We start from the raw sequence: 13,515 nt of genomic DNA, 5'->3' as shown, positions 1-13,515 counted from the left end.
CTATTCAAAAGATCATTTCTTGCAATCTATGACACCATTAAAGTGTTAACTTTATGAACTTATTGTTGAATTCTTTCAATAAATACTTTTAATTGTTCGATTTTTAGTAATTCATCAGAACCGAAGCTACCGTCTCCGTCACCATTTGTAATACCATTTGACGCTAGAGTAGAAACATATTCATTAGCCCAGCTCTTTTGAGGCACATCACTAAATGCTACACTTCCACCATTATTTTCAAGACCAAATGCTAGCACTAATACTTTAGCAATTTGTGCACGCGTAATTGGTGAAGACGGGTTGAATTTACCATTTGCATCGCCTTCAAAGATACCTAATTTTGCTACAGCTGCAATAGCACCTGCATGAGCATATGTAGGTTTTACATCTACGAAACTAGTAGTAGTATCAGATGTATCTAAGTTTAAAGCTTTTGCAATTTGTACTGCTACCTCTGCACGAGAAGCATATACGGAAAAGTCAATAGCTGCTTGCTTTACTTCAGCTTGTTGTTGAGCATCAAATGTTGCCACACGTTTAGCACCTACATAACGATCGCCCCAATAATATGGGTCATTAACATTTGAGTAGCTTACACCTTGACCAGTTTGAGAGTGGATCATTTTACCATCACCTATGTATATCCCCACATGTGAAATACCACTACCACTTGTATTGAAAAATACTAAATCGCCAACTTGAAGATCACTCTTGGCAACTGCAGTACCTTGTTGATATTGAGACCCTGACGTACGGTTTAATTGAATGCCTAAGTCTGAAAATACTTTAGAAGTAAAGCCAGAGCAATCAAAACCGCTAGTTGTAGTACCGCCGTATTTATATGGAACACCTAAATATTTAGAAGCTGTATCAGTTAAATCTGCTTTAGACGCTGCTTCAGCAGTATTAATATTAGTAGTTGAAAATAACATAAATGATGCAAAAATCGGTAATAACCATTTCTTATTCATACTTTTGTTATACCCCTCTCAAAACTTTTTTGCCTATACATAGACTATCACAAAAGAGGCGAATGTTATTTTTCAATTGTGTAACGGTTTTAGACAGCAAAAAAACGCTGTAATACCAACGTTTGGTGGTATTTCCAGCGTTAAAAAGGGGATTTTTTTATCGTAATTTGGAACTTTCGTAACATTTCTGTAATATTAGCGATTCTTTGTTACACAACAACTTATTGACTAGAGAACATTTGGACCCAATAGTAATTTCCTTTGCTATCCTGTGCTATTCCAACACCTGTATTCGTATAGTGCTCTTTTAAAATATTATCTCGATGGCTAGGTGAAGCCATCCATGCCTTAACAGCAATTTCAGGTGTTTTAATATTTCTAGCAATATTCTCTCCAAAACTTGTATAGTTGTAATCAAATAATGTCGCTAAATCCCAAGGTGCCCCATAAAATGGGGAAACGTGTTCAAAATAATGGCGATTTACCATGTCCTGTGCTTTGATAATGGCAATTTGTGTCAGCTCCGAATCATAAGCAACAGGTTCTAGCTTATTCTTCTGTCTTTCAACATTTATTAATTCAATTACCTTTTTAGACCACTCAGAAGAAAGGTTAACAGTTGGGATATAATCCTTTGCTAAATAGTCATAGGCTACTTCCAATGCCTTAATTTTTTGCTGAAAAGCCATGCTTCGCTCAACAAATACAGCAAACTGTGCACGTGTTACCAATTGGTCAGGAGCAAAATGTTTAGCATCCACCCCACCAATAATTCCAATATCTGCTAAGGATTCGATATAATCTTTTGCCCAATGCGTACGTGTAATATCCGCAAATTGACTGTTATTTTTGCTATCTACCCTTATTTGATACGCAAGAGCTAGCATTTTTGCCACCTGCATACGCTTTAAAGGCTCTTCTGGATGAAAGGCATCACTCTTTTGAATGATTCCCAGTTTAACAAGCTTGCATATTTCCTTATAATATGGATGTGTTGTAGGAACATCCTTGAATTTTACAGGGTTCTCAATGTCCAGGTTTGTTTGAAGAGAGCGAGCAATGGCAGCAGCAGCCTCTGCCCTTGTAATAGCTTGCTCTGGCTTAAAAGTGTTGTCGTTATATGTAGTCATAAATTGTTTTGTGAGCATATGTTGAATTGAGGCATGTGCCCAGTATGAATTTGTCACATCTACTGCCTTAGCAGATGCTGCTTCTACTTGACTAAAACTAGTTAAACTTCCTACGGTTGCAGCTATTGAAAGTACCATTATACTCAATAATTTTTTCAACAGGGCGACCTCCTCACGTTGGCAAAATAAAAACGTATTAAATGGTTCCTCCCAATCAAAGCGACCATTTATACTATAAGATACGAATTTCAAATGATATAGTTTCACTTTTTTGGAAATTAATATTAAGATCCATTTTTTTCTTACTTATAAAAGGAGTTTTCCCGTATTATTCATTGGGAAAACTCCTTTTTTATCATACTATTGAATCATTTTAAGATAGTCTTCTAGAATGCGGTAATTATACACTAAGCCCTGTTGCTCAATTGACAAATTACTATAATCTTTTTGAGCAGCTAGCACTTTTTTCTCAAATGATGAGCTGTCAGGATCAATATTTCCGATCGCTTGAACAACTTTAAGAACGGCAGCCACATCTTTTTCAGCCTGCTTTAAGACATCCTCATTAATGACCTGTCCTTTAATTTTAGAGTCTAATGCCTTATAGGCAGCAACGGCATTCGCCACATCTTCAATATATTTGGACGAGCTTGGAGACAGTCCCGCTATGATCTCCACAACCTTCTTCACATCAGCTAAACTTTTCTCTGCTTCGAGTAAAAGAGAATAATTGGAGATACGCTGTTTATCTGTCGTATTCAAACTATCATACTCTTTACGCGCCGCTTCCACCATACCAAAGTAATATTTATCCTTTGGATTCAATTTAGCAATATTATTATAAACCTTTATAACATTATCTAGTGAAAGCAATAACTGGTCGTTATAAACATAGCGTCGTTGATCAGCATTGAGCTTATCATAGGCTTTTAAAATCTTTTGGTATTGGCTATTCATATCTTTTGCCGTTAGTAATCGGTCTATATCTTCTACAATACTCATTACAGGCTTTATTAGCTTTTCCTGATCTTGTAGCACTTTATAATTTTGAACAGCTCGTTGCTGATCCTTTGGTAAAGCATTGTAAGCAGCACGGATTTCTTGGATACGTTTCACATATTGCTTTGGATCAACGGATGGTAAGTCATTAATCATTTGCATGACATTACCAGCCCCTAAAATACTAGACTCCGCTGCTTGCAATAAGTAGTAGTTTGTCACATATTGCTTCATATCGCCAGGTAGTGCATCGTAAAGTGAGCGTGCTCGCGATGTATCTTGAAGGAATGTGTTACTTGAAGATTTTAGTTTACTAATCAATTCCATCACACTCGAGACAGGCTCAAATTTTAAGAGAATATTAATATTATCGATGTATTTTTTTTGATCCTTCGATAGTTTATCATACGCTTTACGTGCTGAGTTTACCTTACTAACAAAGCTTGTTGATTCTGGATCTAATTCATTAATTTGAACCATCACACTTAAAATTGGTTTCACTGCTTTTTCACGTGATGTTAAATCTTTAATATTCGTCACTAATTTCTTCTGGTCAGATGACAGCTTATCGTATGCTACACGCGCATTCATCAGCTTCGTTAAATAGTCAGCATCTTGCACTTCTGTTAATTTAATTAGCTCGACGACACTCTGTGCTATTCCCTGTTCATTTTCTGCTGCTACCAGTGCATCATAGTTTACGATCGCTTGCTGCTTCTCTGCTGGCAAGGCATCATAAAGCTCACGCGCTGTTTTCATATCTTGATAGAAAGTTTTACTTGTTGGCTTCAACGACGCAATGAGACCAATTAAGGAAGCAACATCCTCTACAGCAGTGAGATTAGCATAGTTTGTCACTCGCTTTTGGGAAACTTGATCAAGTGCATTATAGGCTTTACGTGCATCAAGAACCTTTTTTGTATAATCCTTATTTGTTGGATTTAAAGCATCAATCATTTGGATAACCTTGATTACTGCCTTGTTATCCTTTTCATAGGAGCTTAACATTTTGGCTTGCTCCACTAGCTTCTGCGCGTTCTTATCCATTGCTTTATATTCTAATGTAAGCTCGGCTACCTTTTTGACAAATGTGTCAGGGCCTTCATTTGCTAATGCTATAATACGGTCATCAAATGCTTTGGCCGTATTGATATAGCCTTGTGCTTTTGTTAGGTGTACATAATTGATGACCTCGTCTTGAAGTTTTGGCTCTATATTATTCAATGCGTTATAAGCGCCTGTTGCCTTTTGCACATCATCTTTATAGGTCTTTTTTGAAGTATTTAAAGCATCAATTTGAACAATAACATCTATAACGGGTACTTTTTTACTCAAGCCCTTATAATTTAAAACAAACTCCTGATTAGCATTATCTAGTTTGGAGTAAGCCGTATAAGCTGATTTTGCTTTAGAAATATAGCTTTTAGAGGAAGGATCCAATTTTTCAAATTGAGAGATAACATTAACAACCGATTTATAGGATTTCTCTAAATCTGTTAGCTCTTTAATATTCGTTACACGTTTTTTAGCTGTTGGTGATAACTCATTATAGTTTGCTCGTGCGGTTAATATTTTTTCAATAGCTATATTGCTATTAAGCAGATCAATTTCCGTTATTACAGCCTGTACCGCTTCATCCTCTTTCACTAAAGCATCTATTTTGTTTTGCAGCTGTGTTTTCAAATTAGTAAGAGCTGTTTCATGCCCTTGCAAAGTCGTATCTAATTTCTCCACTGTCTCTTTCAACTTGGTAAGCTGTGTACCGTAGTCAGTTGTCGGCTTTAATGTATTAATCGTTTTCGATGCTTCTGCGTATGTTTGAAACAGTATTAACTTTGTTGCTCCCTGCACTAACTTTTTATCATTTTCACTTAGCTTGTTAAAGGCAGTCCAAGCTGAAAGCGTCTTACTTTCAAAGGTTTTTGCAGTTGGATCAAGGCTATCAATTAGCTTATCTACCTTTAAGGCAGCACCTAAATTTTTCTCCCACGCTGTGAGCTCTGCTAGATTATTGACGATTTTCTTAACATTGGACGCATTGATATTTGTGCCTGAAGGATTATTATAGGCTTCGCGTGCAGCTTTAATAGCAGCTACTTTATTAGCTTCTTCTACAACATTAATGGCTTTAATCTTTCCTTCAATATCCTCTGCATATGCAATATTTGCTAACGCCAGATCTAGGTCTCCTATGTTTTTAACAAAACCTTTACCTTCCGTTAAGAGATCGTATTCCGCTTTTATGTCTTTGACTGTTGTACGATATACATCTTCTTTGGATACACGCAACCCTGAAATGCTTTTCGAAATATTTGCTGCTTTAAGATATTGTGCAATACTTTCATATTCCGTTTTTAATAATTGTTTGGAGGCTGCATCCAGACTATTGTAGGCTTTCTCAACAGCTGTCACAGCACTAATAAAGCTTGAGGCTGAAGTGAAATCTGCAGGCTGCTTACCTTTTAACTGTACAATGCTGGAAGTCACTTTATCTAAAGCAGATAAACCTGACAAGGCATCCTTATACTTCTTAAAAGGTGTGATTTTATCATCATTTGGATTATAAGCTTCGACCACTTTCTTTTGCTCTGCTGTCAGCGCATTATAATTCGTGGTAAAACTATTCATTCCAGGAGAAATAGCTGAATAATCCGTAGATTTCTCCAATAACTCAACTAACTGATCTAATTCTGTAATGACCGGTTCTACTTTTGCTACGTCCACTTTCAGCTTACTTAACTTGTCAACATCCATTCCCTTGCCTTTAAAATAGACATTGCGTGCTGCTTCATCATAGCCATATTGCAACACTGTGCCACGAACTGTTGAGGCAATATCCTTCGCCCCATTATTAAGTGCAGCAAGAACAACTTGGTTGAATTGGTCTTGCACATATTGATAAGATGTCGCTGTTGATTCATCTCCTAAAAATGTTTCATATTGGCTATGTACATTTTTCACATCGTGTATAAATGTTTTGCTGGTATATGAAATAGTACCCATCTTATCGCTAATTTCCTTAAGCTTCTTTAACAGTAGTCGTTGCTTAACTACATAGTCATATTTCGCTTGTATAAAAGCTTTTTCATCGGCATTAAAATCAGCTGAATTTTGTACAATCGTTATATCACCATCTGCAATAACCATTTCATTATCTGATGAATTCTCTGATAGCTTGCCAAATTGTGCAATAAGTTGTTCCCTTGCTATAGTTGCTGCAACCTCATTTGCATAAGCTACCTTTTCTGATTGTATTGAGATGTGCGACTGTCCTTCGTTGTCCTGTGCGTGTGCGTTCGCTATAGCCGTAGGTACCAATAAAAGACCCGTTATGACCCCTGCTGTCAATTTTCGATTCAATCGAACCACCCTTTCATCGTTTATGTATAGGAAAATGATTGTATTCATTTTCATTTAGAATTTATGACTTTAGTATCGGTGTAAATTGCTTGATTTCAAGCCATTCTAATATATTTACAAAATGAGACATATCAAAAGTAATTTTTCTAAATTACTAGCTAGAAAAACAGGAAGTTATTTCAATTATACTATACAATGGTGTTATATAAGGTTTTCACCAATTGACATATAATAAGAGATTATGTTTTTTCAATGAATTTATTGGAAAAAAACAGCTATTTTCATATGTCATAATATCTTTACAAGGTGTATACTACAACTTTGATATCCTATTTTGGAAGAAAGGACGCTGTTTTATGTTTTACCATTATAAGTTCTGGCATAGCTTAAAAAATCCTACCTACTTTACTAGCATCGTAGAGGAAGGCGAGGTCATCGGATATAAAAAAAGAGTACTAACGGTGTTCATTCTTTTCATCCTGTTATTTGCTGCTCGCGAATATTGGGGAATGGGGACAGAAAATTTAACGTCCTTATTCGCAAAGGATTTACAAAATGAATACTATGTAGCACGTATACTTTCGATGCTTGGTGCCGTTTTATGGGCAATCGTCTATTTTGGCTTCCACTATTATGGTGTTACCTATCTTTTACATCTATTAACGGACATTCCTTATACTTGGATAAAAAGAGTACAGCTTTATGTTGTAGCCTTTCTATTAATTGAAAAAGCAATCCTCTTTGCTGTTTTCTATGCAGTAGGCTATACAACCATGTTTTCTTTCTTCTCCTTAGCTCCTGCTGCCTTACAGGTGATTGAAACAGATTTCGTGTTATTTACCCTCAATCAATTGACGGTAACAACTGTTTTAATCATTATTGTACAGTATCTCTTCCTATCAAAATGGGAGGAAGAGGCTAGTAGAAAAATGTTAGTAGTCAAATTGATTGGTGTACAGCTATTTATGGCCCTTTTTGTTGGCTTGATCAGTGTACTACCAATTAAAGAATGGATTGCTAGGGGGTTAGGATGATGGCATTTCTCAAAACAAGACCATGGACAACTACGACCATCGTGTTAGCAATGCTAGTAATCGGCATAAATGCTTATTTTGTCTTTAAAGATAATAGCAACGTGACACGATCCTACTTTATCGATGAATTTCAAAAAGCTTATATCGGCACGAATACAGAGCGTGTTCATAAAGAAACCATTGTAGCACCTGCTGAGACATACACGATTACTGCTGATGCAACTAACTTATCAGCTGTGAATGTAAAGCGTGGCCAAGAAGTGATGATGAATGATGTACTTGCTACCTATAAAACGGATGAGGTGGATGAGGAGTTAACAAAGCTTGAATCTGAACGCACAGCCTATGAAACAGAATTACAAGATTTACAGGATGCACTTGATCAAATTGAGGATGAATATGGTGATGATTCTAATCCAAAAAGCTCCATTAATACGGATCAAATCAATGACAAGCTATCTGTAACGCTAAAATTAGAGCTTGCTCAACAAAATTCAGCATCTACAGCGGTTGCCCTGTTAAATCGACATATTGCTGAAACAAATCGTCAAATTGCGTTACTTGAAGCCAAAATTACACAAATTCAATCTCGTCAGGGTATTGTCAGCCCTATTGATGGTGTTGTGGCAGCGATTAAGGAAGAAGCTGGTGCGCTAACTTTTGAAATCTATTCGAATGAAAAAGCAATGTATGCCTATTTATCAGAAAAGGAATGGCAAAAGGTGGAGGAAGGGCAAACTGTAGATTTCAAGGTGAAACATGTCAAGGATGATCTATCTGGCATCGTATTAGAAAAACAAACGATTGCTACTGACGATCAGACAGTTTGGGCAAATAACCTAGCCAAAACGGCTGCCTTGCCACAACCAACTAATTATGAAGTGACCTTGCAGCAGGATGCCCCACTCGAGGACATCCCATTTTCGACAACTGGCAAAGCCTCTATTATTGTCAACGAAGCATTCGATTCTTATAAAGTCGATAAATCGTGGCTAGCCACAGCTAAAAAAGGGAACAAAAAGCTGTATATCATCAATCAGGACGGTAAGATTCAGCTAATTGATGTCAATGTACAATTTAAAACGGCTAAGTCAGCTATTTTTATGGATTATCTTGATGAAGGTACGCCAATGCTCTCGAATGAGAAACGTAATCTCGAAGCCTATACCTTCAGAACATTACCTGTTGAGAAAATACAATGGAGCCATTTTAAAGAGCTAACTTGGAAGCAATATGTGAAATTTATCGTATTCTAATCTAAATCCGCCTCTTCCTTTTATGGACAAGGCGGTTTTTTTTACAATAGAAATCCCCTGTAGATTACTACAGGGGATTCGTCATTTTTATTTTAATGATAAACATCTATTTAAGAAGCTAGCAAATTGAGCACGTGTAATTTGTGCATCTGGTCTAAATGTGTTATCTGGGAAGCCGCCAGTTAAATCATTTGCCACAAGTGCTTGGATATGGCTGTATGCCCAATGTGTTGATTTCACATCAGAGAAGCTTACTTTGCTTGTACCCGTTAATTTATAGGCCCTTGTTAAAATGGCTGACATTTCTGCACGGGAAAGCTGTCCGTTTGGATTAAACTTTCCTGCCTCTTGCCCTTTAATAATGCCAGCCTGTTCAACTGCGGCAATGGCACTGTATGCATAATGGCTCTTACTCACATCTTTAAAGCTAGAATCCTTCGTTGTAGTTAGATTTAAAGCTCTAGCGATGATCGTAGCTGCCTCGGCACGTGTAATGGATGCCTCAGGTTTGAACGTTCCATTTGAGTATCCTTTAATAAGAGATTGATCGTATAAGCTTTGGATTTCGGAAAATGCCCAATGCCCTTTTGTTACATCTGTGTAAACTAATTCCTCATGATTATCTTTATAAACGGCTTGTAATTGATCGAAATACAGCTGACCTTTCTTCTGAAGAGAAGCTGTTGGCTGAGCAACATAGAAACGTTCAAATTTTAGTGGCTGTGGTAAGTCACTCGGAATATTCGCCGTCACGTACTTCCAACCACTCCAGTCTAAACCACCCTGGCTTGTGAAATCAATTGTATGCTTAGCTCCAGCACCATCAATCACAACACCTCTTAGCCAATGCTTACCAGCATCGCCAAATACCCAAAGACCGATATTTTTAGGCTGCCCTGAAATAGCAATTGGTGTTTTCGCAACCATATAGGCTGCTTTTGTACCTGTGCCTGCTGTTGTAAAATCATAGTTTAATTGTAAGCTAGCAGTTCCCTGTCTAGCATACTCTTTAGAGCTTGCTAACGAAGCATTAGCTTTCGCCACTTCTGTTGTCCAAGATGACGTATTATCAAAGCTATCTAGTACAATAGGTTTTTCTGCTAGATCTACGACTTTCACAGCTGTAGACGTACGAATTCCTTCATACTCGCCAATAATTTTTCCTTCACCCTTTTGTGTTGCTGTGAAGGTTGCACCATCCATTTTGCCGATATTGCCTTCAACTGTCCAGTTCATATTTGATGGGTTGATGGTCATTGGATTCAAGTATTGATCATAGGCACTTGCAACCTGCATATCTACCGAAGATCCTTTCATTACCTGACCAACGCTACTTAACGTAATTGATTTTACTTTCCCTGGTGGCGCTGTATTCACTACCTGTAAAATGGCAGATACACGACGTTCACTACCCTCTGACGGTCTATTCACTAGATTAGCGAAATAACCCCCTGGATTACGCGCCACCATTGCTGTAGAGCCGCCTCCATCTAGGTTAATAGCCGAAGAAGCACCCACTGAAATTAAATGAGCAGCTAAATCTGATAAATTAACGCCATTACTATGACCACTTATGCGTCCATCAATCGTCACAAGAGATACCTTTGTACCTGTAGCATCTATAGCTACCGCTGTACGTGGACTACGTGTGGAAGCAAACCCTGAATTCGTTGGCATAGAAATATCCACTTTGCCGTTACGCACAAGCATTGGTCCAGCAGCTAAGATGAACTGTGCATCCATCCATTTTTGATCGATTGATAAGCTGACATCCACGCTTGTACCTGCTGTAATGCTACTTAATTCAGCGGCTAACTCTTTATTTTGTACAGAGATAACAAAGCCATCTGCTGGTACAGAAGAGTTACCTTCTGCTCCATATGCTGTTACATGAGATACTGTACCAGAGAACTGGTCACCAAAATGCAAGGTGCTTGTATCTTGACTAGCGCCCGACACAACGAGTTCTACACCCCATGTATTTGTCCCTGTTGATCTTTTTTCCGGTGTATATAAAACGTTTTTATTTGTTCCTCGTTCACTATTAATAAGATCGATAGGATAGCTTTTGCCATTCACTTGGAAAGTTAGATTCGTAGAATAATAGTCTGCAATCGCTTTCCCTGATTTCGATAAACCAAATGCAACTGGCTTTTGTGTTGGGCTATCATATGTATCTCCCAAAATACCATAGTTCACAATTTCATTATTTTCTGCTAACAAGTTCGCAGGCATACCATTTCCTAAAAAGTAAGAGGCATTGACAGCCCCTACAACACGATGCCCATCATATGTGTTTTGCTTTGCCATCGCTGATGTTGTTTTTAATGAATTAATAGGATTGGGCATACCAATTTCTAGTTTTGTATATGTATTATTTAAATTGACATCTAAAACATTTACAAACTGACGTATCGAACCTGACGTATAGTTTTGCTGTGAATGTATTACCTGTGGTGAAACCTCTGTTTTAACTTCACTGACTTTATTACCTAAACCAGCAGCTTGTCCATGTATGGGGCTAACTGTTAGTGTAAGCATGAATAGGACTACAATAATCGTTATTAGTTTTCTTGCCATTTTTCACTCCGAATTAATTCAAAGTATGGCACGTACCATGTCACATGGCCCGTGCCAGTGACTTTTTTATTTTGTTTCTACATAGATTGCTACTGGAAGGTTCACACCACCAGCATGCATTAACTCTAATTCAATCGTATCTTTTGAACCCTTCATTTTGAAATCTGGTAATTCAACATACTCTGCCCCAACTCTTAAAGAAGGCACTAAATACACATTGCCATTCACCTTAATCGCTCCGCTGTATAATCCTCCTCGACCAGCCAACTTCAGCTTAATCGTTTTTGTAGAGCCTGTTGGATTGACAACAGGAATGGACACTTTATAGTTCATACCGAAGTGACCTGGGTTTCCTACTGCACCATTGATTTGAGAAAATGAATTTTCAGCCGTTTGTAAATGGTCTGTACGTCCATTAGAAATGTTATAGCCAACCTCAGGAGAATCTACTGTATAGGCAGGTAGCTCTGCTAGAATTGTCGCACTAGGCCACGCACCTCTTGGATGCTTCGCATACTCATCCACCGCAACCTGCTCCGATTGGATAGTTGTTAAATCTGTATTATCTTTCGAAAGCACTGTACGAATCGTATACTCTGGCTTTCCACCATTGACTGCTTGAATATCTAAATCATGTAAAAAGCCGATAATATAATCATAGTGTAAATCGTATGTTTCAATGACCTTTGTTTCCCCTGGTGCAATGACAATACCACTACTTTCCGATTTTCGAAGCTTATTATTTAAAACAGCGTCCGCAATCGTCAAGCCAAGGTCATGACCTACCCAGCTATTACCCGTTTTTTGGCTAATGCCCTTCGAATCAGTCACCTTAATACTCTCTGTTGTAGACTTGTTTTGAACGGTAATGCCAAGAGTGACATCCGTACCTAATGTGTTGTAATGCCAGCCAAAAACACGATGCTTATTCGTTGCCGCAGTTGGTTTGACATCATATTGGGCAAGCGTCGCATTATTCATTGGCACAAGCTTACGTGTTAACGTTTCAGGATTATCACTAATAAATAAATCACGATCCCCCTCTAAACGAGCAGAAGGAACAGCCTCGGGTGATGACGTCGTGCCATATGATTTATCAAGGAAGGGGCTTGTGAACATATAACGGTAAACATAAATATACATTTCTTTTTTCTCTGTGATATAACGTAAATTTCCGCCTAATGCATCCACAAGAAACTTAGCAGGAATGTACATTTTGCCTTTTTGTATAAATGGCTTTTCGATCATTGTCACTGCTTCATTATTAACCAAAGCCTGATTGCTGTTATCATTGAAAATAAAGCTCATCCCACCAATTAACAATTCAAAGGAACCATCAGGTTGCCAAGTACCAGATGAATCATCTAAATAATCATAAATATAGCTAGCAGGTAAATAGGTTCTTCCATCCTTTGAAACAATCGGATCTTTCATAACAATACGTTTGTTATTGATATGTAAGATATATGGGTCTTCCTGCGGTGGTGCTGTTGTTTCATCTGATAATGTAATATCTACCGATTGGGTAGCCTCATCCCAATTAACAACACCATCAAAGTTTTCGCTGACGAAACGTAATGGCATGTAGGTACGATCTTTATACATAAATGGCGCAACATCCATTGCAACCTCTTCTCCGTCTATTAAAGCAGTCATCGAATCGATCGTTAAATCAACCATCTTACCATTGCGAATCGCCGATGCCGTCAGCGTTTCCTTATCCCAATCCACACTTGCTCCAACCGCTTCATACAATGCACGCATTGGTAATAATAAGAAATCCGATTTATTTAAAATAGGATCATTGACTTGAATCGTCTCTCCATTAATCGTAATCGAAACATTGTTTTTTATCTGAATTCCATTGTTACTAGTCGCTGATGCAGACGCTTGTCCTGGCAAAATCGTAGCCAACGCAACTGCTGATACAATACATGTAGTCCTTAGTTTCTTAAACATCTTAATCTCCTTTTTCCTCTTACAATAGTCTTTATCATCTTAACACGAAAAACCCCTAAAATGTGGGATTTTTATCGAAAAGAGTAGAATTCGGTACTAGAGTGCTAGCCTTTCTCCTTCGAAAGCTTCATATAAAGTAAATGATATTCCAAAATACCATGGATTTTTTCTATCAAAATTATTCCAGCTTGATAAATTCTTTTATACAGCTCTAATTGTTTGATCT

The 13,515-nt window shown here is 37.7% G+C and carries 7 protein-coding genes; 2 read left to right on the top strand and 5 right to left on the bottom strand.

The window, feature by feature from the left end; genetic code table 11:
- Positions 1–59 precede the first annotated feature (59 nt).
- From PSR12_RS03195 to PSR12_RS03185, 3 genes are all read right to left on the bottom strand, one after another.
- Positions 60–971 carry a C40 family peptidase gene (locus tag PSR12_RS03195; protein WP_009371892.1) on the bottom strand — a complete coding sequence of 304 codons (912 nt, stop codon included), beginning with the start codon at positions 969–971 and terminating at the stop codon, positions 60–62.
- A gap of 221 nt (positions 972–1,192) precedes the next feature.
- On the bottom strand, positions 1,193–2,260 hold the full coding sequence (locus PSR12_RS03190) for a CAP and S-layer homology domain-containing protein (RefSeq protein ID WP_274771585.1): 1,068 nt from the start codon (positions 2,258–2,260) through the stop codon (positions 1,193–1,195).
- Positions 2,261–2,461: 201 nt separating this feature from the next.
- On the bottom strand, positions 2,462–6,469 hold the full coding sequence (locus PSR12_RS03185) for a rhoptry family protein (protein ID WP_274771583.1): 4,008 nt from the start codon (positions 6,467–6,469) through the stop codon (positions 2,462–2,464).
- 347 nt (positions 6,470–6,816) lie between these two features.
- Here PSR12_RS03185 and PSR12_RS03180 point away from each other — a divergent pair, with 347 nt between their 5' ends.
- Complete coding sequence (locus PSR12_RS03180) at positions 6,817–7,494, top strand: hypothetical protein (RefSeq protein ID WP_274771581.1); 678 nt, start codon at positions 6,817–6,819, stop codon at positions 7,492–7,494.
- Positions 7,494–8,750: an HlyD family secretion protein gene (locus tag PSR12_RS03175; protein ID WP_274771579.1), complete on the top strand. Its 1,257-nt coding sequence runs from the start codon at positions 7,494–7,496 to the stop codon at positions 8,748–8,750. The genes PSR12_RS03180 and PSR12_RS03175 overlap by 1 nt, the downstream gene beginning before the upstream one ends.
- Positions 8,751–8,837: 87 nt before the next feature.
- On the opposite strand, the gene PSR12_RS03170 is transcribed toward PSR12_RS03175, so the two are convergent.
- Together PSR12_RS03170 and PSR12_RS03165 are read right to left on the bottom strand one after the other, a co-directional pair.
- On the bottom strand, positions 8,838–11,330 hold the full coding sequence (locus PSR12_RS03170; RefSeq protein ID WP_274771577.1) for an S-layer homology domain-containing protein: 2,493 nt from the start codon (positions 11,328–11,330) through the stop codon (positions 8,838–8,840).
- A 66-nt stretch (positions 11,331–11,396) separates the two neighbouring features.
- Positions 11,397–13,289 carry a stalk domain-containing protein gene (locus tag PSR12_RS03165; RefSeq protein WP_274771575.1) on the bottom strand — a complete coding sequence of 631 codons (1,893 nt, stop codon included), beginning with the start codon at positions 13,287–13,289 and terminating at the stop codon, positions 11,397–11,399.
- Positions 13,290–13,515: the final 226 nt, after the last annotated feature.

The organism is Lysinibacillus sp. G01H (assembly GCF_028872195.1).
GTDB classification, from domain to species: domain Bacteria; phylum Bacillota; class Bacilli; order Bacillales_A; family Planococcaceae; genus Lysinibacillus; species Lysinibacillus capsici.
Note: the sequence above shows the minus strand (reverse complement) of the source record. Positions and strands in the feature narration are given on the sequence as shown.